This is a genomic window from Micromonospora sp. RTGN7 (assembly GCF_033804645.1).
In the GTDB taxonomy this organism is placed as follows: Bacteria; Actinomycetota; Actinomycetes; order Mycobacteriales; family Micromonosporaceae; genus Micromonospora.
In genome coordinates, this window is record NZ_JAPZLF010000001.1 from 170861 (window position 1) to 193999 (window position 23139).

Sequence of the window (23139 nt, forward strand, 5' to 3'; positions counted from 1 at the left end):
TTCCAGTCCGGGGTGGTCCGATGACCATGGGCGACGTTAAGTTACCCTAACCTAAGTTGTTGTCAACACCATCGCCATCGATTTCCGCCACCCAGGAGCCCGCGCTGTACGCCACAGACTCGTCGCCGACCGCCCCCCCGGCGGCGGTGACGCCCTCACCCCCACCGCCGCGCCGGGGCCGCCCGGCGGCCCGGACGAGCGGGATCCTGGCCGCGTTCCTGCTGCTGGTGGTCGTGCTCGCGGTCAGCCTCGCCGTCGGCTCGAAGCAACTCAGCCTCGCCGAGGTGTGGCAGGGCCTGATCGACCCCGACTCCCCCGCGCACCCGGTGGTACGGCAGCTCCGGTTGCCGCGCACCCTGCTCGGACTGCTCGCCGGAATGGCCCTCGGGGTGGCCGGTGCGGTGATGCAGGCGGTCACCCGCAACCCCCTGGCCGATCCCGGGCTGCTCGGCATCAACGCCGGCGCGTCGGCGGCCGTGGCCACCTCGGCCGCGTTCCTCGGCATCACCGGAGTCGACGGGTACATCTGGTTCGCCCTGGCCGGCGCGGCGGTCGTCACCGGCTGCGTCTACGCCGTCGGCGGCGGCCGGGGCGCCACCCCGGCCCGGCTGGCCCTGGCCGGGGCCGCGCTCAACGCGGCCCTCTACTCGTACGTCAGCGCGGTGATGCTGCTCGACGCCGCCTCGCTGGAGCGGCTGCGGTTCTGGACCGTCGGGTCGCTGGCCAGCGCGGACCTCGCCACGGTGCTCCGGGTGCTGCCGTTCATCGCGGTCGGCCTGCTGATCGCCCTCGCGGCGGCCCGACCGCTCAACGCCCTCGCCCTCGGCGACGACCAGGCTCGGGCGCTGGGCGCCCACCCCGCCGCCGTCCGGGCCGCCGCCATCGCGGCGGTCACCCTGCTCTGCGGCGCCGCCACGGCGGCGTGCGGGCCACTGGTCTTCGTCGGGCTGCTGGTGCCGCACCTGGTACGCGCCCTGACCGGGCCGGACCTGCGCTGGCTGCTGCCGGCCTGCGCGCTGCTCGCCCCGGTGCTGCTGCTCGGCGCCGACGTCGTCGGCCGGGTGCTCGGCCGCCCCGGCGAACTCCAGGTGGGCATCATGACCGCCGTGCTCGGCGGCCCGCTCTTCCTGCACCTGGTCACCCGGAGCCGGGCGGTGCGGTCGTGACGGTCCTGCGGGTACGCCACTGGTCGCTGCGGTTCCGGTCCCGGGCCCTGCTGGTGGGGCTCGGCTGCGCGCTGGCCGCGCTGGCGCTCGGCGTCGTCTCCATCGGCGGCGGGGACTACCCGATGAGCCCCGCGGACGTGCTGCGCACCCTCACCGGGGGCGGCACCCCGGCGGAGGACTTCATCATCGGCGAGCTGCGGCTGCCCCGACTGGTCACCGCCCTGCTCGTCGGTGCGGCGCTGGCCCTGGGCGGCGCGGTGCTCCAGGCCCTCGTGCGCAACCCGCTCGGCAGCCCGGACATCCTCGGCGTCACCCAGGGCGCGGCCACCGGCGCCCTCGTCGTGGTGGTGGTCGGCGGCAGCACCCTCGCCCTGGCCGGCGCGGCGATGGTCGGCGGCCTGGCCACCGGCGCGCTGCTCTGGGCGGTGGCCTGGGCGCGCGGCGCGCACGGCCAGCGGCTGATCCTCGCCGGCATCGGCGTCGCCGCCATCCTCACCGGGGTCAACGGCTGGCTGCTGACCCGGGGGCAGCTCATGGACGCCGCCCGCGGGGTGCTCTGGCTCACCGGCAGCCTCGACGGGCGCGGCTGGGCGCAGGCCCTGCCCGTCGCCGTCACCCTGGCGGTGCTGGTGCCGGTGGTGCTCTTCGCCTACGGCCCGGCACTGCGGATGACCGAGCTGGGCGACGACACCGCCGCCGCGCTCGGCGTACCGGTGCGGGGTCTGCGCACGGTGCTGCTGATCGCGTCGGTGCTGCTGGTCTCCGTCGCCGCGGGCGCGGCCGGGCCGGTCAACTTCGTCGCGCTCACCGCACCGCACCTGACCCGCCGGCTGACCCGCGCCCCCGGGCCGAACCTGGCCGCCGCCATGGCGCTCGGCGCGGCAATGCTGGTCGCCGCCGACCTGATCGCCCAGCGCGCCTTCACCGGCCACCAACTCCCCGTCGGCGTGGTCACCGGCCTACTCGGCGGCGGCTACCTGGTCTGGCTGCTAGCCACCGAACGCCGCGCCGGCCGGCTGTAAGGAGGGGCACCCTATTAACGCTTTAGGTATAGGAAGGGCACCCTCCAAACAGCTGCCCGCGACGCGCCCCACCAGCCGCCGCCCCGGCTGCGGCACACCCCACGATCAAAGAACGGAGCACCGCACATGCCGCCCGACACCACCCGGCTCAACGGCGACGGGCTGACCCTCGCGTACGACAAGCGCATCATCACCGAGCGGCTCAGCGTCGCCGTGCCCGACCACTCCTTCACGGTGGTGATCGGCCCGAACGCCTGCGGCAAGTCCACCCTGCTGCGGGCCCTGGCCCGGATGCTCAAGCCGGCCGCCGGCACGGTGCTGCTCGACGGGCGGGACATCCACGCCCAGCCGGCCCGCAAGGTGGCCCGCACCCTCGGCCTGCTCCCCCAGTCCTCCACCGCGCCGGACGGCATCACCGTGGCCGAGCTGGTGGCCCGGGGCCGGTACCCGCACCAGGGGCTGCTGCGGCAGTGGTCCCGCGACGACGAGCGGGTGGTCGACGAGTCGATGGCCGCCACCGGCGTTTCCGACCTCGCCGACCGGCCGGTGGATGAGCTCTCCGGCGGGCAGCGGCAGCGGGTGTGGATCGCCATGGCCCTGGCCCAGCAGACCGAGCTGCTGCTGCTCGACGAGCCGACCACGTTCCTCGACATCGCCCACCAGGTCGAGGTCCTGGACCTCTGCGCGAGCCTGCACGAGGAGCAGGGGCGCACGCTGGTCGCGGTGCTGCACGATCTCAACCAGGCCGCCCGGTACGCCACCCACCTCATCGCGATGCGCGACGGCGCCGTGGTGGCGGCCGGGCCACCACAGGAGATCGTCACCGCGGAGCTGGTGGAGCGGGTGTTCGGGCTGCCCTGCCGGGTCATCGACGACCCGGAGACGGGCGGGCCGCTGGTCGTCCCCGCCGCACGGCGGCCGTCGGCGGTACGCGGCTGAGCAGCCGTATCTCCCCGCCCGGGCCGCCGCTCCACGCCCCGGGCGGGGATGTGCGAATACCACGCCTTGGTCCCGGCCGTCGTGGCACCGGTGCGCTCCGTCCACCTCCCGGCGGTACGGGCCAGGGCTGCGTCGGTGCGCTGGGGTCGACGACCAGGCCGCCCTCCGAGCCAGCTCCCATTGTCGAAACGTCATAGAAATGCGGCCAGTCCGGATCGTCACCGAACATGTTTTTGATAATTTCGACAGACTCGGGCGGCGTCCACCGCCCCTCGGCGACGGCGCGCAGCAAAGAACCTGGCAGAGGAAGTCCGCCAATATGCGTCGATAACTCGCCCAGCTAACCCACCACTGCCATGCCGGTGGCCCTCAGCACGCCGATCCAGGTCAGGCCGGGGTCGGCGATGCGGACTGACCCCCGCGCACTGTACCTGCACCCGGTAGACCAGACCGCTACCTCGCGGGCGGTGGAGCGAGCGACGCAGGGCGTCAGTCGTCCTCAATCCAGGTGCCGGGATAGCGGGCGTGTACCAGGTCAACCAGTTCGGAGTCGACTCCACGTAGGGTGCGGACGCTGGCAGGATCGTCGACGGCATCAAGAATGTACATGTTGAAGGTGTAGGAGACGTTGACGTCGTCGGGGCCGCAGTGGTCGAGCACGTCGCGGCAGAACAGGCAGAACCGCCGCACCAGGTCCGGGTCCAGGTCGCCCACGACCCGCCCGGCGGACAGCAGCGGCCCGACACCGTGCACGGCGTACTCGCAGTGCTCGACGGGGTCGGGGTGCCGGTCGGCGTCGATCGCCCGGTCCAGCTCGCCGCAGACGAGTTCCTTGATCGACTCCCTGGCCTCGGGGAAGTGTCGCCACGCGGCGTTGCCGATGGGACCGAAGTCCCAGTTCCGGGAGAACAACTGCTACCTCCGTCGAGGACTGGGTTGATGGGTGGAACGGCCTCCGGTCGCCGCCCGACACCCAAGCATGTCATCGGGCGGCGACCGGAGGCACGACCGGTGTCGCCGGAAAGGCGTTGGGCACGGCGAACACGTCCCCGTCCTCGTTCCGGTAGTAGGAGTTGACGCCGTCGCGCCCGACCAGACCGCTGCACGACGGGGACCCGAAGCTGCAGAGAATCTCGTTCAGAGCGGCGGCCGGGTCCTCCGACGCGAACGCCTTGCCGACCTCCTGCTGCTGCATGAGGTCGCCGGCGACGCTCAACAGGCCCGCCACGCCGACCATCTTCGCCGGCCCGGTCGGGTAGATCTTGGTCACCTTGCCGTGCGATGCGCGACGGCGCCGTGGTGGCGGCCGGGCCACCACGGGAGATCGTCACCGCGGAGCTGGTGGAGCCGGTGTTCGGGCTGCCATGCCGGGTGATCGACGACCCGGAGACGGGTTCGCCGCTGGTGGTCCCGGCCGCGCGGCGACCGGCTTCCCTGGGCCGCGTCGGATACCCCATTCGGCGACGGCCGCGTTGATGATCCAGCCCGACCCTACGGAGAGGGCGGTGCTCAGGTCGCTCGTGCCGAACAGGGCCTCACCGACGGGTTGGGTGAGTGCCTGGGTGCCGGCGCTGACGGCGAGGGCGTAGGCACGGATCATCCAGGCTCGGTGGGCGGCGATACGGCGACGGCGAATCGCGGTGAACCCCGCAACGATGCTGGCGGCCATTGCCGATCCGACCAGGAGCCGGATTCCCCACAGCAGGTCACCGCCCGGGGCGTCGGGGTAGAACAGTGTCATCCAGGTCCCGGAGGCGGCAACGATCAGGCCGGGCACGATCAGTATCCGGCCGGACCGTCGGTGCCAGCTTGGATGGCGACGACGCAGCCGGGCGGAGAACTGGAACGCGCCGAGGAAGGCGTAGAGGGCTGCGGCGAGCACGTGCACCACGACGGGCGCTGGGGAGGAGTCGACGCGCGGGTTGGTGGGTAGCAGCTGCGGCCCGCCGGCGAGCTCGAGAAGCCGCAGTGACCCGGCGACGACCGGGATGAGGCCGAGGACCACCAGCGCTACCGGGAGGTGCCAGCTCGACCCGTCCCGGGCACCCGGCGGGCGCCGTGATGCCGGTCGGGTGACCGGGACGGTGTGCTCAGTCAGGCGCAGTGCGCGAGAGCGAACGATCATGGCGATGCCCTTCGGTAAGACCAGCAGAAGGCGTCTGGCATCTTCGGGAGGTCAGATGGTGATGACCACTTTCGCCCGCGCGTGTTCGCCTTCCACGTACCGGATGGCTTCGGGAACCTCGGGCAGCTGATACGTCCGGTCGATGACCGGGGTGAGCCGGCCGGCCTCGGCGTGGGTGCGGAGCGTGTCGAGGTGTTGCCGGCTGGGTGCGGTGGTGAGAATGGCGATGCGGTGCCGCACGAGGGGTGCCAGCAGGCGCCCGCGCGCGATGAGCCAGACCGGTCCGACGAGGCTGCCGCCGCGATAGACGCCGCCGCCGGAGAGCACGAGCGTTCCGGTCGGGGTAAGCGCTCGCCGGAGCGCGGTGAGGGAACGGTTGCCGACCAGGTCGAACACGACGTCGTGGCGGCCGGCGTCGTGGGTGAAGTCGTCGCGGGTGTAGTCGACGACGTGATCGGCACCGAGGGAGCGCACCAGGTCGACGTTGCGGGTGCTGCACACCCCCGTCACGGTCGCGCCGAGCGCCTTGGCCAGCTGGACGGCCAGGGTGCCGACGCCGCCGGACGCGCCGTTGACGAGGACGCGGTGGCCGGGCTCGACCTGCCCGACATCGCACAGTCCCATGAGTGCGGTGACGCCGGCCAGTGGCAGGGCGGCCGCCTGCTGTGGCGTCAGGTTCCCGGGCTTGCGCGCGACCAGGGCCTCGGGCACGCATACGTACTCGGCGAACGCGCCGTTGGCGTCGCCCAGGTCGCCGAAGACTGCGTCGCCCGGTCGCACCTGCCGGACGTCGGTGCCGACGGCTTCGACCCGGCCGGCGAAGTCGCGGCCACGGATTCGCGCCTGCGGCCCGGACCGGCCCATCGACAGCCGCGCCAGCCGTGGATCGCCGCGCATGACGTGCCAGTCGTACGCGTTGAGCGCGGCGGCCTCGACCCGCACGAGCACCTCGTCGACCGCCGGCACCGGCGTGTCGACGTCCGCGAGCGTGAGCATCTCCGGCGGGCCGTATCGATACTGAACGATCGCCTTCATCTCGCCCTCCCCAGGTGTACGCCGTACACCTTCCTAAGAAAAAGATAGGTGTACGCCGTACACCTGTCAAGGTGGCTAGGGTTCACTCGTCGGCAGAAAGTTGAGGACCCTGATGGCCGAGCAGGCTGAGACGCTGCGCCGGACGCCGCTGAGCAGAGATCGCGTCCTGCGCGCCGCCGTCACGCTCGCCGACGAGGCCGGGATCGAGTCCCTCAGCATGCGCAACCTCGCCCAGGATCTGGGCGTCGTGCCGATGGCCCTCTACAAGCACGTGGCGAACAAGGACGAGCTGCTCGACGGCATGATCGACGTGATCGTCGGCGAGATCGATCCGCCGGTGCCCGACGCCGACTGGAAGCGCGTAATCCGCGAACGCATCCTCTCGGCGCGGGAGGTGCTGCTGCGCCACCCCTGGGCGGCGATCGCGATCGAGTCGCGGAACGAGGCGACGCCGGCCCTCCTCGGCTACCTCAACTCGATGGTCGGGACGCTCCGCGAGGGCGGATTCTCCACCGACCTCGCCCACCACGTGATGCACGCGATGGGCAGCCGCATGCTGGGCTTCAGCCAGGAGTTGTTCGACGCCTCCCGGCGCGCCGGCCGGTCCGGCATCGCCGAGCCCGACCCGCCGGCGGCGTTTCCGGCGGAGGCCGCCGCCCAGTTCCCGCACCTCGCGGCGATCGCCACCGCAGCGGCACACGACGACACGTCGGTCGTCGGCCAGGGCTGCGACGACCAGTTCGAATTCGAATTCGCTCTGGACCTGTTGCTGGACGGCATCGAACGACTGCGCCAGCAAGGCTGGACGTCATCGCGTCCACCCAGGTGAGACGGTGACCTGACGACGCGGCGGGGGCGTTGCTGCGCCCCGGAATCCAGAGGCCCCCGGTCCTGGACTCGCTCCACCTCAGACGCTCGAAAAAGTCGTCCGGGAACAGCGACAGCAACGCGGGCGTCGGCAGGCAGTCGATGACGAGATGGATGCACTGCTCCGCGCCCGTGTTCACGGCGTGATGAAGCCGGTCCAAGTCTGCGTAATACAGGCGGCCTGCGGGCCAGTGCAACGGCTCTCCTTCAATGTAGAGGGCACAAGCCCCGGCGGCCATCTGGGCCCGCGCCGGCCGAGGTCCGGTTACGGCCGGTGGCCCGTACGCTGATCACCGACCTGGCGCGCGGCGGGCCGCTCCCGGCCGACGTGGCGTGCCTGGGCACGGCCGTCGGCCTCCCGGCGTGACCCGCCCCGGTCCTCGGACTGATCAGGAGCGGCGCGGCGCGGCGGACCCGCATGCCAAGGGCACCCTGCCGTCAGCGCGCCGATCCAGGTCAGATCGGGTCGACGATGCGGCTGATCCTCTCGCGCTGTTCCTGCACCCGGTAGACCGGACCGCTAACTTGCGGGCGGTGGAGCGACTCAGTGCGTCAGTCGTCCTCGGCCCAGGTGCCGGGATAGCGGGCGTGCACCAGATCGACCAGTTCGGAATCGACCCCACGTAGGGTACGGACGCTGGCGGGATCGTCGACGGCGTCGAGGAAGTACATCTGGAACGTGTAGGAGATGCCGAACGGGTCCGGGCCGGAGTAGTCGAGCATCTCGCGGCAGAACAGGCAGAACCGCCACACCAGGTCCGGATCCAGGTCGCCCACGACCCGCCGGGCGAACAGCAACGGCCCGGCTCCGCGGATGAAGTACTCGTACTGCTCGGCGGGCTCGGGTTGCCGGTCGTCGTAGATGGCGTTGTCCAACTCGTCACAGACGAGTCTTTTGATGGACTGCCGCGCCTCCGGAAAGTGTCGCCAGGTGGCGTTGCCGATAGGACCGAAGTCCCATTTCTGGACAAACAACTGCTACCTCCAGCGCCGATGAGGGCTGGGTGGAAGTGAGGACGACCTCCGATCGCCGCTCGACTAACGATCATCATAGCGGGCGGCGACCGGAGGGCGTGAGCGGCGATGCGGATCAGATGGGTGGCACCACGCGCGTGTTCCCGTCGTCGTCGCGGTAGTATTCGTAACCGCTGTCCGTGCTTCCCAAATACGAATTACACCCCCGGCGACCCGCAACTACAGAGGATCTCGTTCAGCGCGGCGGCCGGGTCGTCCGACGCGAACGCCTTGCCGACCTCGTGGATCTGTTGTAGATGCTCGCGATGTGACCCCTAAGGTCAGGGTCGGTGACTCTGGGCGCCCGAGCCTTCTCCCGCTGCTTCTTGGAGTCGTACTTCCGCTTGACCCGCAGTGCGCCGGTCGCTGAATCGACCCGCAGCTCCGTGCGGCGCCCAAGCGCGTCGTAGACCTGCCACACCACCTCGCCCCGGGCGTCGGCGGTCTTCTCCCATCCTTGTTGCTTCGTGTCGTCAGCCGTGCTCATCGGCTGCTTGCTCTGGCTTGTGGTTAAGAAGGCCAGCCGCCGGTAGCGCGGGACCGTTCGCCATATAGTCAGGATCACGGCTGGATGAGGGCTGTAAGGGACTCCCCCGGGGTGTGGGTCAGCAAGATTGAGCCGCCCGTTACCGCCCCCACCCTGGCGGATCTGGCCGCCCAGGCCCCTCCGGAGTCTGCGCTCACTGAGATACTGCTCGACCCCGGCGGGGACCTGTTTCGCCACCTTTGAGTTGCCCAACTTCTCCTAATCCCTGCCGTAGCCGGGGGCCCTTCACGGGCCCCCGGCCTCACTGCTAGGACTTGAGCGCCGTGATCAGCGCGGCGAACGCGAGGATCAGCGAGACACCCAACGTCGCCCATTCGATCCATCGCCGGTGCCACCGGTCGGCAGCATCTCCGCTGGCTGGCTGCTGTGCATCAGCGTTGACGCATTCCGGGGGTGAGGGTATTTTCATCCTGCCTCCATTTTCGTACGCCTAGCCGGACTACGTTGACTCGGAGTCATCAGCAGTCGCCCGGGCAGCCACCCGGGCGGCTGCTTTTTACGGGCTAACTACACCCGTGTAACTCCTGATCGCCGCCGTCAATTGCAAATCGGTTGATGTGCGCCGGTCAAGTTGACGATTCTTTGTCACGCCGAACGGCCGATACCCCTTCCTCCGAACCGCCAGCTAGCGATCTTGACGGCGATTGGCGGGTTACCATCGCTTCACGTTCGACGGTAGGACTCGCCGCAGCCTGTTAGCAATGGAGTGCGCGGGAGTGAGTCGGGAGGAAAGCCACTATCAGCCTGACGTTAGGATCGAGACTGCGCAGATTTTCGTGGTTGACCTGGGTGTGGTCCGTTGAACGGGAGTTGGTCCTGTCCGGAAATGGACCACGTCATGACGGAAAAGATAGGCGACCGCTGCTCAGTTTCCGCAGCCGACACCAGCGGAGTGGGAGTTCGCCCAGCAGCTGGTCAAGCGGGCTCAAGCCGATGGGGTGTCGCTGGGGTCCGGCAGGTCAGCCTGCTGCTCGACGCGACCGGAATCGCCGCCGTCGTCTCGCACCTTCCGGTAACCCTGGGGACGGATGCCGGCATGAAGCTGCCGTCGTGGTTCGTGTCGGCACTCCCTGGTCGTGACCCTGGTCATGATTGTCCTCATCGCCTCGTCCCGGGGCGGGGCCGGCGACGGCGTTGCCACCGCGCGTTGAGAATGCCTCGGTAAGCCGACGGCTGATTGGGTAAAAAGTGGTTTGGGGTTTGGGTCGGAGCGGCGTGCCGCTCCGACCCAAACATTAAGGACACCCGGAAACAGCACGCCTCAAAACTATCCCTACCGGACAGTTTTGCCCATAAACGACACCCAGGGCAAGCCGAACAGCTGGCCGACCAGGTCGAGCGCCAATCCGCGCAGCCTCCTACGCTGGCAGCTCATCCACGACGTACACCCCGCTGCCGGCGCGCCCCACGGTAAGCCCTCGATCACGAGTCAGCTCCAAGGCGCGTTGGATGGTCGACACGCTGACCGAGTACAGGTCGGACAGCTCCCGCAGCGACGGCAGCTTGGTTCCGGGCTTGTACTCCCGAGCGGTGATGCGGGCGGTCAGGTCGTCTGCGATCTGCCGCGACGACATTGGTACGGGCATGCAGTCTCTCCCTGGCTGACGCCTGACGCGACCGAATCCGAACGCGGAAGGCCGGTCTGACCTGCGGCTTACCGGATCCGCAAGCGGTCCCGGCCCACGTCAGCGCTCCATTGCCTCCGGGAGCCCGCGCTGCTGGTCGAGGCCGCCCGCGCCGCCGCCGCGTGCGGGGACGTGCGCAGCGTACGGGACGATCCAACATCCATCGGTGGATCTAGGCTCAGGACAACCACTTCCTACCGTTGGTGCCGCCTACCGTAAGGGAAGGGCGGCCACGGTACGCCACTCGTACATCTGCTGGTCGCGGTGCATCTCGATCAGGTCGAGGTGCCGGATAGCGACGCGAGCGGGTCGAATGTTCGCACGGCTCGTGGCCTCGACGTACGGCTCGGCAGGCCCGCCGGCAGTGGTGTACGCGATGCTCACGTGCGGCCGAAACCGGTCCGGGTCTTCGCCGACCTTGTCGGTGCCCAGGACTCGCCCGATCGCCTGCCGGGTCAGGTGGCGCAGTTCGTGGATTGGCTCGGCGGGCACGGCTGGCATCACGATCGCCTCCTCGGCCACGACGACTGGTCCAAACTCGACCTGGATCGCGGGAACGGCGGCCAGCAGCGAGCGAGCTTCGTCAGCGACGTCCTGAACAACGTCCTGGGCGAGTTCGTCGGCGAAGCCGACGCCCTGCATGGTGAGGTGCAGCCATCGGTCCGGGATCAGGGTGAGGCTCGGCATCTCCGCCAGGGCTGTTCGATAGGCCGTCGCGGTGTCGTAAAGCTGGTGTTGATCCTCGAAGGTGATGTGGAAGGCGTAGAAGCGCCTCCCCACGCGCCACCCTGGACGCCACCACCAGTGGTTGCGGACCTCGCCTGCGTGCTGGCCCGGGGCAAGGTCGACTAAGGACATCCAAGCTCCCTCAGACTTCGGACGGAGCAGCATCGGGCTGGGCAGACTCTGCCTCTACCGGGTACTCGTCGATGACGACGATTCGGTCTGCCGGCCAGACCGACTCCGACACCTCTAGGACGGTCCCGTCATCGGCCCTGGCAACGTGGATGACCTGCATGACGGGTGCGCCGGTAGGCAGCTCCAGCGCGGCGGCTTCCTCTGCCGTGGGTAGGCGGGAGAACCAGTGATCGCGGGCCGTTGCGTAGCGCTTGCCGCTAAGTTCCTCAATACAGAGGAAGAGAGCCTTCGGCACCACCTTGGGCTCCTCCAGGTACGTGCCGCCAGCAAGATCGGTCGGGATGTAGCTCGCGCCGACCTCTTCGCGCTTGCCGGTCTCCTGGTCATGGAGGTGTCGTCGTCGTGCCACCACCTCGGTTCCAGCGGGCACGCCCATCGCGGCAGCGATCTCACCGCGGACCTGCGCCCTCCCGGCGAACACGATGGTGTGTCGCAGGTGGGCTGTCAGCAACTTTTCATCGCTACGAGCGCGCCCGTAGCGATACCGAGAGTGGCGTTGCAGCCGCCAGCTCTCGCGGACGAAGGTTCCTACGCCATGGCGAGACTCGATCAGACCTTCGGCGCGAAGCACACCCAAAGCGTTACGCAGGGTAATCGGACTCACTCGGAAGCGTCCCGCCAACGCCGTCTCCGCCGGCAGCCGCTCGCCCGCCTTCAGCTCCCCATCACGGATACTGCGTCGCAACTCCGCCGCGATCTGGAGGTACTTGGGTGCTCTTGCGCCTAATTCGTCGGTCATCGCCGTCCCCACTCAGGTAGTCCTCTCCAGGACAACACCTTCACCCCACTGTACGTCTGCCAGCCCTCATGGCGCAGACCCGCTCCCCGAGCCCCCACCGATCACTTCCTGTAGAGGTCTTGCTTACCGAGAGGTCTAAGCCTACAGTCCTCTATAGGTCTATAGGACTAGCCAGAGAGGCAGGGGTATGGAGGTGACGGAGGCGCATGAAACCAGGGGCGAAGTGCCCGAATGGGCCACAGCGGAACCGGGCGATCACCGAAACCGCAGCACGGCCGGCGACGGCGGCTCGGTCTACCAGTCCCGGCGGAACCTGCTCACACCCGCCGACATCCGGTGGCAAGAATTTCCGCTGACCGGGTTCGGTCGGCGGGGCCTCGACCCGGCGGCGGTCGGCAAATTTCTGCGTCAGGTCGAGGCCGACATGGACGCCCTGTACCAGGAGATCGTCACCGCTCGCGACGAGGCGCACCACCACCGGAACGCCGCGACGGAGCTACGCGCGGAGCGCTGGCGTCCACGCGCGCCATGGGCACAGCGGCCCCGCGGTGAGTACCGACGTCCGCCCATGTGGCAGCCCTACTCCCCCCGCCAGCAGGGCTGCCACCGCCAGCCGGAAGACGAACCGGGCGATGACTGACTACCCGGCGATCCATGGCCCGTCGAGACCGGACTGGAACTGCCTCGTCTGCGGCGACCCCTGGCCCTGCCTGACCCGCAAGCGCCAGCTCAAGGAGCTGTGCCAGTGCAACATCCGAACGCTGACCCGCTACATGAACGTGTACCTACCGGACGCCCACGAGGAAATTAGCGGCATGAGCACCGCTGACATCACCGAACGCGTCGTCGGATGGTGCGGCAGACCGTTGGAGATGTGGGTGGTCCAGGAGCGCCCGGCCGATCAAGACCGTCGATGACGGCGGTACGTGTGCCCAACAGAAGGCAGGGAGATATGGACGGTAGGGATCGTGGCGAAGCCCAGAGCAGGGGTGAGCAGGCCGAGGCCGCCGAACGGGAAGCGGCGAGGCAACGGCTGCTGGAGCAGGCCGAGGCTGACCGGATACCCGTCGAGGAGACCACCCGGGCCAGACCCGACCGGCGGTGGCAGCGTGACCAGCCATAACCTGCCGATAGGCCGCCGTGTCGCGCGGCTACGGGCCCGACGCGGGATGACCCAGCAGATGCTCGCCGACCAGCTCGGCAAGTCGAAGAGCTGGGTGGACAAGGTCGAGCGCGGCATCCGCACCCTGGACAAGGTCTCCGTCATCCAAGAGGTCGCCGCCGCGCTGCGCGTCGACGCGGCGCTGCTGCTCGGCCGGGCCACCCCGCCCGAACCGGGCAGCGGGTCGGTCGCGGCCGGGGTCGACGGGGTGCGTGCCGCCCTCGCCCGCTACGACGCGGTGCCGGCCGGGCCGGGCGACCCGGCGGCGGCGACGCCGATCGGCGAGCTGGGCGGGCGGGTGGGGCACGCCTGGCTGACGTACGAGCACGCCGACTATCCGGGGCTGCTGCGGCTGTTGCCGGAGCTGCTCGGCGACGCCCAACGCGCCCACCACGACCGCCGAGGCGACAGGACGGCGGGCCTGCTGGTGCAGGTGTACCGGCTCACCGCGTCGGTGCTCGTGAAACTCGGCGAGGCCGACCTCGGCTGGCTGGCCGCCGACCGGGCGATGGCCGTGGCCGCAGGCGACGCGCCGCTGTCGGCGACGGCCACGGTGCCCGTCGGGCAGGCCCTGCGCGCGCTCGGCCGCGCCCGACTCGCCCTGGCCGCCACGGTCCCCGCCGCCCAACGGATCGCGACCCGCCGGTCGGCCGACACGCCGGAGCTGCTGCCGCTACGCGGGGCGCTGCTGGTCGAGGCCGCCCGCGCCGCCGCCGGTTGCGGGGAAGCGCGCAGCGTACGGGAGCTACTCGACCTGGCAACCCGGATCGCCGTACGGATGAACGAGGGTCACGACGACCCGCACCGGATCGGCTTCGGTCCCGTCACGGTGGCGCTGGCCCGGGTGAGCACGGCCGTGGACCTGGGCGAGGGTCGCGAGGCGATCATCCGGCACGCTGACGTGATCGGCTCGGACGGATGGCGACGGCTGCCCGTCGAGCACCGGGCGTCGTACCTGCTGGATGTGGCACGGGCGCACCTGCTGGTGGGTGACCCACTCACGGCGGGACGCGCGCTGGTCGAGGCGGACCGGACCGCGCCGGCCGAAATCCGATTACGGCCGGTGGCCCGTACGCTGATCGCCGCACTGGCGCGCGCCGGACCGCTCCCGGCCGACGTGGCGTGCCTAGCCACGGCCGTCGGCCTGCCGGGCTGACCCGCCCCGGTCCGCGCCGGTGCCGCGCGGCGGCCGGACCCGGGTGGTCAGCAGGCAGAAGTCGTTGCCGTCGGGATCGGCCATCGCCACCCGACCGGCCTCGCCCTCGCCGGTGTCGATCCGCGTCGCCCCGAGGGCGAGCAGACGGTCGACCGCTGCCTGCGGGTTCCCGTGGGCACCCGGGGCGAGGTCGAAGCGCACCCGGTCCCTGCCTGCCTTCGGCCCCAGCGGTGGGCCGCCCCAGGTGATCTTCGGCCCGCCGTGCGGCGAGCGGATCGCGGTCTCCTGGTCCTGGTCCCAGACCAGCGGCCACCCGAGGGCCTCACTCCAGAAGTAGCCGACGTCCTGCGAGCCGTCGCAGGCCAGCGCGCCGACGAATCCGCAGTCGGCGAGGAAGTTGTTGCCGGGCGCGATGACGCAGAACTCATTGCCCTCGGGGTCGGCGAGCACCACGTGCCCCTCCTCGGGGCGCTGCCCTACGTCGATGTGCCGTCCGCCGAGCCCCAACGCCCGAGCCACCGTCTGCTGCTGGTCCTCCAATGATGTGCTCGTCAGGTCGAAGTGCATCCGGTTCTGGGTGACCTTCGGCTCCTGCGTCGGAAGGAAACGGAGTCGGAACCCGGTGTCGTCACTGGGTAGGAGCGCGACGTCGTCGTCCGGATCGTCGGCCATCGCCCATCCCAGGAGACCGGCCCAGAACCGCGCGAGACGAAGCGGCTCGCTGGCATCGAAGCAGACCGCGAAGAGTTCGTACGCCATTTCCCACTCATCCCCGATCCGGTGACCGGCCGCCGTCGACAGGGTGCCCCGGCAGCTCTCGACCGGAGAGCCTAGGAGTGGGGCGTGTTACCCGCACCCGAGTATTCGCCCGAACCGCTTTGCCGCGCGGGTGGTCAGGCCCAAGGCATGATCAGAAGGTGCCCATGACCTCCGCGCCAGCCTCCACCCTGTCGCCGTTGCGTCGTTGGGCCGCCCTCGGCGTGCTCGCTGCCGCCGTACTGCTGCTCGCGATCGACGGCACGGTCCTCGCCCTCGCGGTGCCGTCGCTGACCGAGAGCCTCTCGCCGACCGCCGAGCAGATCATCTGGATCGGCGACGTCTACTCCCTCGCCCTCGCCGGCCTGCTCGCCCTGATGGGCAACCTCGCCGACCGGTTCGGCCGCAAGCGCATCCTGCTGGCCGGCTCGGTCCTGTTCGGGTTGGCATCGCTGCTCGCGGCGTTCGCCACCAGCGCGGAGTCGCTGATCGTGGCCCGGCTGCTGCTCGGCGTCGCCGGCGCGACGCTGATGCCGTCGACGCTCTCGCTGATCCGCAACATCTTCCCGGACGACGCGGAGCGCACCCGGGCGGTCGCCGTCTGGTCGGCTGCCTTCGGCGCCGGTTCCGCCGCCGGGCCGATGATCGGCGGCTTTCTGCTCGAACACTTCTGGTGGGGCTCGGTCTTCCTGATCAACCTGCCGGTCATGGTCGTCGTGGTGATCTCCGGCATCCTGCTGCTGCCCGAGTCCAAGGACCCGAACCCGGGCCGCTTCGACGGCCTCTCCGCCGTGCTGTCGATGCTCACCGTCGTACCGATCGTCTACGCCATCACCCACCTGGCGTCCTCCGGCATCAGCCCGATCATCGTGGCGGGTGTCGTGATCGGCCTGATCGCCGGCACGCTCTTCGTGCGTCGGCAGCGCCGCCTACCCAATCCGATGATCGACGTCGACCTGTTCCGCAGTCCCGCCTTCTCCGGTGCGGTGGCCGCCAACGTCGTCTCGATCTTCGGGCTGGTCGGCCTGCTCTTCTTCTTCTCCCAGTACCTGCAGTTCGCCCGCGGCTTCTCCCCGCTACAGGCGGGTATCGCCGAGCTGCCCGCGACCATCGCGTCGATCGTCGTGGTGGCCCTGGTCGGCGTCGCGGTGACCCGGCTCGGCCGGGGCCGCGCGATCGCCGTCGCCCTCGTGGTCGCCGCCGCGGGGCTGGCGCTCGTCGCGCCTGCGGCGGGCCAGGCATCGTACGTGTGGCTCGCGCTCTGCCTCGCGCCGGTCGGTCTCGGTGTCGGACTGTCGATGACCCTGGCCGGTGACGCGATCCTCTCCGCCGCGCCGCCCCGCAAGGCGGGCTCCGTGTCGGCGGTGACCGAGACCGCCAACGAACTCGGCGTCGTGCTCGGCATCGCCGTGCTCGGCTCACTGGTCACCGCCGTCTACCGCTCGACGCTCGTCCTGCCCGAGACCCTCCCGGACGAGGTGCGGGCCCGGGCCGAGGACTCCCTCGGGTCCGCCCTCGCCGTCCTCGAACCGGGCAGCGCACCTGCCCAGGCCGCAAAGGACGCGTTCCTGACCGCCATGCAGACCGCCTCGCTGGTCGCCGCCGGGTTCACCCTCGCCGCCGGGGCCCTCGCCTGGTGGCTGATCCCCTCACCACGCGCTCCCAGATAAGCGACCCGCCTACCTCGGCACCGTCCGCCAGATCCCTCCAGGGGTGATGAGCGACTGACGGCCCTGCGCCGGCCCGACGCCGACCACCGGTTGCGATCCCTCCAGGGGTGATGAGCGACACAACGCCATCCGGGCCGCCCGCAACCGCTCACACCCGTTGCGATCCCTCCAGGGGTGATGAGCGACAGGTCCTCAGCGGACACACCGCCGTCGTCTGGCTGTTGCGATCCCTCCAGGGGTGATGAGCGACCTGCTCGGCCAGCTGATCGCCCTGGCGTTCGCCACCGTTGCGATCCCTCCAGGGGTGATGAGCGACTCGAGGCCAGGCACAGCGCCGTGCTGCGCCGGGTGCTGTTGCGATCCCTCCAGGGGTGATGAGCGACATCGTCAACGTCCGAATCCAGAACGCCCCTGTGGCGTTGCGATCCCTCCAGGGGTGATGAGCGACAAGCGGACAGCCTCGCCACCATCCCGTACCCGGTGACGTTGCGATCCCTCCAGGGGTGATGAGCGACACGAGCGGGCGACCGCCGGCGCACGCCGAGACAAGTTGCGATCCCTCCAGGGGTGATGAGCGACTCCTCCCCGTCCGCGCCGCACTCGGCCTCACCGTGTTGCGATCCCTCCAGGGGTGATGAGCGACGCCCGGCATGGGCCAGATCATGCCGCACACCCACATGTTGCGATCCCTCCAGGGGTGATGAGCGACCCGAGTCTTAAGTCCCAGGTCAGAGGTACCGCCAGCGCGCCCGCCGGCACCATTTTTGCAGCAGACCGCCGGTTGTGCATCTGCCCAGGTCAGAGAGTTGAAACTAACCCTGCCAACCTTGGTAGCTGGTCGGAAGCCACACCGAGCGAGAGAAAGCACCGCCAGGTGAAAGGCCAGCAGCAACCGCTGACGCCCTACGCTGGAGGAAGCGCGGCCACGGAGCGCCACTCGTACATCTGTTGGCCCAGTGCATCTCGATCAGGTCGACGTGGCTGACGATGGTGGCGCGGCTGCTGGTGCAGGCGTACCGGATCACCGCGTTGACCCGTCTACCGATGGCTCCACGCCCACATCCACCCGCTGTCCGCTATAGACGCAATGCCCGTGTCACCCCGATCGGTGCCCCGACCCTTATTGAGATCACCTCAGCGCCTCATTCTCTGGTTGCGACGGGTCTTCCTACCACTCGTCGTGTGTCGATGACAGCCTGGATCTGCTCTAGGAGCTTGCTGTGCAACTGCCGCAGGCTGTCTGGCTCGTCAGGCTGCCCTAACCCGTCTTGCTGAGCGGCCGCGGAAATCGCTTCGCGCAACAAGGTGGCCGCGTCCTGTGGCAGCAGAGCGGCCTCGGCCGCCGGGACAGATCGGTGCTCTACCATAGATTTCGCCGCTTCGGCCACCACCTCGTCCGCCACCATCCGACCACCATGGGCGACGGGAGCACCATTACGCGCCTTGCGTAGCACGAAGAAGATCAACGCGGACCATGCCTCGCGGGGGCCTCCGCGCTGCCACTTTTCCTCTAAGACGCTTTGAAAAAAGTTGCTGTATGCGATTCTCGGATTTTTACCGACAGCGGCTGCGGCAGCCGCGAATGACGCTTCCACGCAGTCGGCCGCGAGGACGAGCATGCGGATGCATTGGGCTGGCGCTGTTGTGGAGGCAAGGGCGGCCTCCACCAATTCCAGTCGCTGCACAACGCGGCCCTTCGTCCAGCCGCGCCGAGTTTCGACGGTCTGAGGTTTATCCTCATCGCACAAGGGCTTACGACTGGCAAAACTGTCAGCTAGGCGGCGGGCGTCACGCGTGATCTCCTCGCCGATCGCCGAGGCATCCAGCAACCTCCAGGCAACGTCTAGTTCCAGGGTCCGCATGGCCTGCGCGGCGGCAATGAGAAGAGGCAGGTCCCCACCGGTCAGGGCTGGCCACAGATGGACTTTGTGGGCCTCTCCAGACTCCTCCGGCTCCGCGTTTTCACGGACGAACAGCGGAATACCGTGCCGAGCGCCAATGAGGCGCATAGCGCGGAGAAGAGAGAGCATCACCTGTTTTCGGCCTGTGGGAACGAGCAGCAGTGCTCCGGTCTCGCGGGTGAGCCGGGATTCGATCGCCCGCTCGACTGCCAACTGATCAATATCGGTAATGCCGATCAACTCGGCCCATGCCTCAGCCCCGCTATCGGGGGTGCTTCCGTACCTGCCGGCACGAATGATCTCGGCCTCCGCCTCGGCCATAGGGGCACTTCCCCCATCGCCGTCGACTCCGAAGATGACCGCCCGAAGCCGGACCTCTTCCACGCCCAGGAAGGTGACCACGCCAGCCGGTAGGCGATTGCTGAGCTGCTGCCCTACCGTCTCGATCGGCCTCCCGTCACGGCCCCCAACTTCCTGCTTGTTGCCGGCGAGCCAGACCGTCAGCACCATGTCAGCCGGCGCGATCGGCGGTTCGGGGAGACCCGCTTCCTGCCACCCCTTTCCGTCAACGTCATAACGGGAAAGGTAACTACCGATGATTTTGGAATCGTCGAGCGCGGGTGGCAGCAGGTTGTGGCTGCCGTTACCGATACTTAGCAGCGAACCGACCTCTCGCGTTCTTAGCCATTGACCAGAAGGCAGCCCGAGCGAAGCTAGGACGGCCGGATCATCAGGGCCCCTTTCGATTTGTCGGAGCTGTCTTCCAACCTCACCCCCCCGCTCTCCGTCCACCAATCGATTGATATGAGAATGGGCCTCCTTGTCCTCACTGAACAGCTCATCGTACTTCCTTGTGATGTAGCGGCGAACGGCAAGGCTCGCAGTGCCGTCCCGGCGCACCACGGCGTCGGCAAGGAGCACTCGCAGGGACTCCGCGTCATGTGCCTGAAAGCCTTTGTTATGGCGTTCCACGGCCCGGTTCACCAGTTCGAGCCCGCGAGCGGTAAGCCGCACCAGTGGCGGGTTAGTCCCGGCGAGTTCGGCCAAGGTCCCGAACATGCGCCAGCGCACGAGGACTCCGATGACCGGGTCGGTTTCGAGTTGCTCCAGCGGGTCGATGACCTGGCCTTCCCCACTGGGGGGAGTGAGCGCGAGACGCCACGGGATTCTGGCCTCGGAGAGCGCGGTGAGCGCGCACATGGCCAGCGCAGTTGCCCCTGCGCCCCACGTCACATATGCCTCTTGGTAGTTCGGGGCGCCGGCAAGGTGACAGACGAGTTCTGGGACGACATTCTTTTCGTTCTGCCCCTCAACGATGATCGGCTCAGCCGTCCGTACAATTGTCTCCCCGTCCTTGCCAAGGCGAGCCTTGAGCGCATTGGCGAGGGCCCGCGCTGTCAGCATCGTGTCCAGGGGATGGGAAGGATTCCGTTCGGTGCCGATCAGGAGCACGTCGAGATCCGGTCCTGGGGAGACGGCGGTGAGCGCCTTCAGCAGAGGGCTTGGCGGCTGGGTGCCGAGGTATTGATCTGCCCATACCCCCTCGCGGAGCATGCCGATCAGCCCCTCGGGGTCGGCGGTGGCGGCGTTGAGCTGGCGGCACCGCTCCCGGATTCGTTCAACGCGGAGGTCAATCGACGACCCGTTCTGAGACGACAGGAGGAGGTCCGCCTCCCCGGCGATATGTACGAGCAGACGCATGGCCGCCATTGTGGACTACCGCGCCTCGCCCGCGTCACTCCACGTCATGGCGTATCTACGCTGACGGCATGTCTACCGAGGACCCGAGCGCCGCAACCGAGCTGATCAACCTGACTCCGCACGTCGTACGCCTGGTGGGTGACGCCGCGATGGTGGAGGTGCCGCCGGCCGGGCCGCCGGCGCGGGTGGTGCTGCGGCCGGATCGTGCGGACGGGACGGTGCGGGTCGGTCGGCTCGTGGTGCCGCTCAAGCGCACCGCCGCGTCGCCCCTGGTCACCGGGGTTCCGGAGCGCAGGCCGGGCGTGTTGTTGATCGTCGCGCGGGCGGTGGCGGAGGCCCTGCCGGAGCGCGATGACCTGGTGTATCCGCACGACACGGTGCGGGACGCGGCCGGTGTCGTTGTCGGATGTCGGTCACTTGCCCGTCCGGCGGGTGACGACGGCGTCTGACGCCGGGTTTGCTGGGCTTGCTCATCCGTTCGATCGTCAGCGCTGGCCGGATCCGGGCACCCGATGGCGACACGGTCTTGATTTCGACTACTTTTGTAGTTGAACTACTCAGGTCGCATCAGTAGCGTGCGTTCCGTGCATGTCTTCCCTGCCCAGATCCCGGCGGCCGAGGCCCGACGCGTCGACGTCGTGGAGTTTCGGGTGGCCCGCAAGGTCGCTCCCCTGTTCGGGGTGAGCGGCGGCATCGACCCGTTCCGCCGGTCCTGGGTCTGCGACTACACCGCGCTCTCGCTGGCCGAGATCGGCCGTGGCGCCCCACACCCGTCGCGCGCCGAGCGCTCCGAGCTGGAGGCCGCGTCACCGGCCGGTCGCCCGGACGGCGTCGGCGCGGACTGGGTGTGGGCGGGTCGGGGTGTCTGGTCCCGGCAGCAGGCCGCGCTGCCGGGCGCGCTGAGCAACGCCACCCTCAACAGGTACGGGCCCGACACCAAGGCCGCCGTGGTGCTGGCCGGCGCCAACCGGCTGCTGCTCGGCGCGACGGATGCCGTGGCCGCCGCCGCGCGCCGGTTGGCCCTCGTGGACTGCGACCCCGAGGTGCGGCTGGCGGTCTGGGCGGGGCTGGTGCTGGAGGTCTACCGGGCGCAGCCGGCGCTTGTCGTGGCGGCCGTCCAGGCCCGCCAGGTGCAACGGTCGCTCTCGGCCCGGTGGGGGGAGCAGGTGGACCGGGGCCGGGTGAAGGGGGTCGACGCTCCCTCGGAGATCCACCCGGCCGGGGTGGACGGCCCGGACGGCGAGACCGTCGACGGCCGGTGGCGGCCGACCTCGTTCGACCTGGTGGACTCCACCCTGCCGGCCCTCGGGCTGGCCGACGACACCGCCGACGGCCCCGGGCTGGTGACCGCCGACGCGCTCGACGACATCGCCTCCGCGTGGTGCCACCGGCTGCTGGGCATCGGGCGGCCCGGCCGTGGGGTGGTGTGGCTGACCGAGGACGACGACGGTTCCCGGCGGGCCGAGGCGATGGTTCGGGTGGGGGCCGTGGTCGCTCCCTTCGTGGCTGCCACGTTGGGCGGCACGACCGCCGGGGAACGTACGTCTCCCCCGCCGCTGCCGCCGGTCCCGCAGGCCGGCGAGCTGGTCGACGTTGCGGTGCTACGGCGTCGCGCGCACCTGCTGGGGACCCACGTTGCCGCCAACTACGTGCGGTACCGCGACGAGTGGCTGCTGGAGTGGCCGGAGCTGCGCGCCCGGACCCGGGAGCTGGTCGGCGGCACCGTCGACCGGTGCGCCGAAACGCTCGACGACGACGATCCGGTGGCGTTGCTGCTGCGCGGGTACGCCGCGTACCTGGAGGTGTGGGACCACACCCGGGTCGTACGGCGCTCGCCCGCCGCCGGGGGTGACCGGGAGCCGGACGGTCCGGTCGCGGCGGTGCAACGGTTGACCGCGTCACAGCAGCAGGTCGTGGCGTCCTGGCGGGCCGGACGGCTCGACCCCGGCGCGGCGGCGTACCTGCTGGAGATCGGCAACGTCGCGCTGCTCGACGCCACCGCCGACCCCGACGACGGCGTGACTCCGGGCAGCGGGCCGCACCCCACACCGACGGCGATGCGATCGTGGTGGTCGGCCATCCTGGAGGCTCGCGGCATCGCCGCCGACGCCGACCTGGCCGCCTCACTGGACTCCCTCGGCGATGCCCAGGTGTTCCACCTGCACCACTACGCGGCCTGGCGCGCGGGCAGCGGCCGGCGTGGCGACCTGCGCCAGGCCCTCGCGGTGCAGGAACGGGTGGCGTCGATCCGCACACAGGTGGCCCGCCGGGAGACGGCCGGGTTCGTGGCCAAGTCGGCCGCCGCCCGCGCCGGCCACGAACTGGCCGCCCAGATCGCCACCGACCTCGCCCTGGCGACCCCCGAGCGGGAACGCGGCCCACGCGCCGAGGCGGCGCGGACGGCGCTGCGGCACGCCCGCACGGTGCTGGCCGACCCCAGCACGCGACTGCTGCTGGAGCAGGCCGGTGGAGCAGCGGCGACCGTCCGCACCGTGCGGGTGGTGGTGCGGGCGCTTCTCCTGGCCGCGTCGCACGGGGTGGACGTGGCCGCCGAGGACGCCGCCGCAGCGCTGGCGCTGCTCGACGGCGCGACCGCCGACGACAGCGGCACGCCCTCGGGCGGGACGTCGGGTGCGGCCTCGGGCGGGGCCTCGGGCGCAGCGTGCCGGCTGGACGAGACATCCCGGGCCACGCCCCACGGGTGGCGGGCGGAGCTGGCGGCGCTGGCCGGCAGGACACCACCGCCGAACGACTGACGACCCCACCTTCCCCTCTCCCTTTCCCGACGATCCAGGG

21 protein-coding genes, 2 pseudogenes and 1 CRISPR repeat array are annotated in these 23139 nt (G+C 69.8%); of the genes and pseudogenes, 12 read left to right on the plus strand and 11 right to left on the minus strand.

The window, feature by feature from the left end; genetic code table 11:
• The first annotated feature begins 56 nt into the window (after positions 1-56).
• The 3 genes from SNR22_RS00765 (at position 57) to SNR22_RS00775 (ending at position 3127) form a co-directional block, all read left to right on the plus strand.
• Positions 57-1166, plus strand: a complete 1110-nt coding sequence (locus SNR22_RS00765) for an iron ABC transporter permease (RefSeq protein WP_320064259.1) — start codon at positions 57-59, stop codon at positions 1164-1166.
• On the plus strand, positions 1163-2188 hold the full coding sequence (locus SNR22_RS00770) for a FecCD family ABC transporter permease (RefSeq protein WP_320064260.1): 1026 nt from the start codon (positions 1163-1165) through the stop codon (positions 2186-2188). The genes SNR22_RS00765 and SNR22_RS00770 overlap by 4 nt, the downstream gene beginning before the upstream one ends.
• A gap of 126 nt (positions 2189-2314) precedes the next feature.
• Positions 2315-3127, plus strand: a complete 813-nt coding sequence (locus tag SNR22_RS00775; protein ID WP_320064261.1) for an ABC transporter ATP-binding protein — start codon at positions 2315-2317, stop codon at positions 3125-3127.
• 489 nt (positions 3128-3616) lie between these two features.
• Here SNR22_RS00775 and SNR22_RS00780 read toward each other — a convergent pair whose 3' ends face one another.
• On the minus strand, positions 3617-4039 hold the full coding sequence (locus tag SNR22_RS00780; protein WP_320064262.1) for a hypothetical protein: 423 nt from the start codon (positions 4037-4039) through the stop codon (positions 3617-3619).
• A 70-nt stretch (positions 4040-4109) separates the two neighbouring features.
• Positions 4110-4397 (minus strand): hypothetical protein, encoded by a 288-nt coding sequence (locus SNR22_RS00785; RefSeq protein ID WP_320064263.1) that lies wholly within the window; start codon positions 4395-4397, stop codon positions 4110-4112.
• An 8-nt stretch (positions 4398-4405) separates the two neighbouring features.
• Between SNR22_RS00785 and SNR22_RS00790 the strand changes: the two are divergent.
• Positions 4406-4603, plus strand: a pseudogene (locus SNR22_RS00790) (hypothetical protein); the annotation flags it as partial.
• On the opposite strand, the pseudogene SNR22_RS00795 reads toward SNR22_RS00790, so the two are convergent.
• Both SNR22_RS00795 and SNR22_RS00800 read right to left on the minus strand, forming a co-directional pair.
• Positions 4596-5252: pseudogene (locus tag SNR22_RS00795) on the minus strand (DUF2306 domain-containing protein); the annotation flags it as partial. The pseudogenes SNR22_RS00790 and SNR22_RS00795 overlap by 8 nt on opposite strands.
• Positions 5253-5303: 51 nt before the next feature.
• On the minus strand, positions 5304-6287 hold the full coding sequence (locus SNR22_RS00800; protein ID WP_320064264.1) for an NAD(P)-dependent alcohol dehydrogenase: 984 nt from the start codon (positions 6285-6287) through the stop codon (positions 5304-5306).
• A 112-nt stretch (positions 6288-6399) separates the two neighbouring features.
• On the opposite strand from SNR22_RS00800, the gene SNR22_RS00805 reads away from it, so the two are divergent.
• Positions 6400-7116, plus strand: a complete 717-nt coding sequence (locus SNR22_RS00805; protein WP_320064265.1) for a TetR/AcrR family transcriptional regulator — start codon at positions 6400-6402, stop codon at positions 7114-7116.
• A gap of 590 nt (positions 7117-7706) precedes the next feature.
• Here the strand turns inward: SNR22_RS00805 and SNR22_RS00810 are convergent.
• From SNR22_RS00810 to SNR22_RS00830, 5 genes are all read right to left on the minus strand, one after another.
• On the minus strand, positions 7707-8129 hold the full coding sequence (locus SNR22_RS00810) for a hypothetical protein (protein ID WP_320064266.1): 423 nt from the start codon (positions 8127-8129) through the stop codon (positions 7707-7709).
• Between the two features lie 235 nt (positions 8130-8364).
• Positions 8365-8733: a hypothetical protein gene (locus SNR22_RS00815; protein WP_320064268.1), complete on the minus strand. Its 369-nt coding sequence runs from the start codon at positions 8731-8733 to the stop codon at positions 8365-8367.
• Positions 8734-10073: 1340 nt separating this feature from the next.
• Positions 10074-10301 (minus strand): winged helix-turn-helix domain-containing protein, encoded by a 228-nt coding sequence (locus tag SNR22_RS00820; protein ID WP_320064269.1) that lies wholly within the window; start codon positions 10299-10301, stop codon positions 10074-10076.
• A gap of 249 nt (positions 10302-10550) precedes the next feature.
• Positions 10551-11198: a 2'-5' RNA ligase family protein gene (locus SNR22_RS00825; RefSeq protein ID WP_320064270.1), complete on the minus strand. Its 648-nt coding sequence runs from the start codon at positions 11196-11198 to the stop codon at positions 10551-10553.
• Between the two features lie 10 nt (positions 11199-11208).
• On the minus strand, positions 11209-11997 hold the full coding sequence (locus SNR22_RS00830; RefSeq protein ID WP_320064271.1) for a GntR family transcriptional regulator: 789 nt from the start codon (positions 11995-11997) through the stop codon (positions 11209-11211).
• Positions 11998-12184: 187 nt separating this feature from the next.
• Here SNR22_RS00830 and SNR22_RS00835 point away from each other — a divergent pair, with 187 nt between their 5' ends.
• The 4 genes from SNR22_RS00835 to SNR22_RS00850 are packed head-to-tail and all read left to right on the plus strand — an operon-like array spanning position 12185 to position 14315.
• Entirely contained in the window at positions 12185-12637 is a 453-nt protein-coding gene (locus SNR22_RS00835) for a DivIVA domain-containing protein (RefSeq protein WP_320064272.1), read from the plus strand.
• Complete coding sequence (locus SNR22_RS00840) at positions 12630-12914, plus strand: hypothetical protein (RefSeq protein WP_320064273.1); 285 nt, start codon at positions 12630-12632, stop codon at positions 12912-12914. Before SNR22_RS00835 ends, SNR22_RS00840 begins: the two co-directional genes overlap by 8 nt.
• A 35-nt stretch (positions 12915-12949) precedes the next feature.
• Positions 12950-13120 carry a hypothetical protein gene (locus tag SNR22_RS00845; protein WP_320064275.1) on the plus strand — a complete coding sequence of 57 codons (171 nt, stop codon included), beginning with the start codon at positions 12950-12952 and terminating at the stop codon, positions 13118-13120.
• Complete coding sequence (locus SNR22_RS00850; RefSeq protein ID WP_320064276.1) at positions 13107-14315, plus strand: helix-turn-helix domain-containing protein; 1209 nt, start codon at positions 13107-13109, stop codon at positions 14313-14315. Before SNR22_RS00845 ends, SNR22_RS00850 begins: the two co-directional genes overlap by 14 nt.
• Here SNR22_RS00850 and SNR22_RS00855 read toward each other — a convergent pair.
• Positions 14286-15074, minus strand: coding sequence for a VOC family protein (locus SNR22_RS00855; RefSeq protein ID WP_320064277.1), 789 nt, complete (start codon positions 15072-15074; stop codon positions 14286-14288). The two genes, SNR22_RS00850 and SNR22_RS00855, sit on opposite strands and share 30 nt — an antisense overlap.
• A 164-nt stretch (positions 15075-15238) precedes the next feature.
• Between SNR22_RS00855 and SNR22_RS00860 the strand changes: the two genes are divergently transcribed.
• A complete protein-coding gene (locus SNR22_RS00860; RefSeq protein ID WP_320064279.1) occupies positions 15239-16741 on the plus strand; it encodes an MFS transporter in 1503 nt (500 codons plus the stop codon).
• 25 nt (positions 16742-16766) lie between these two features.
• A CRISPR array of direct repeats spans positions 16767-17450; the repeat unit is 30 nt; unit sequence GTTGCGATCCCTCCAGGGGTGATGAGCGAC.
• A 433-nt stretch (positions 17451-17883) separates the two neighbouring features.
• Here the strand turns inward: SNR22_RS00860 and SNR22_RS00865 are convergent.
• Complete coding sequence (locus SNR22_RS00865; RefSeq protein ID WP_320064281.1) at positions 17884-20343, minus strand: hypothetical protein; 2460 nt, start codon at positions 20341-20343, stop codon at positions 17884-17886.
• A gap of 68 nt (positions 20344-20411) precedes the next feature.
• On the opposite strand from SNR22_RS00865, the gene SNR22_RS00870 reads away from it, so the two are divergent.
• On the plus strand, positions 20412-20792 hold the full coding sequence (locus SNR22_RS00870; RefSeq protein WP_320064282.1) for a hypothetical protein: 381 nt from the start codon (positions 20412-20414) through the stop codon (positions 20790-20792).
• Positions 20793-20927: 135 nt separating this feature from the next.
• The gene (locus SNR22_RS00875) at positions 20928-23099 is read left to right on the plus strand and encodes a hypothetical protein (RefSeq protein ID WP_320064284.1); all 2172 of its coding nucleotides are present in this window, start codon (positions 20928-20930) and stop codon (positions 23097-23099) included.
• The last annotated feature ends 40 nt before the right edge of the window (positions 23100-23139 follow it).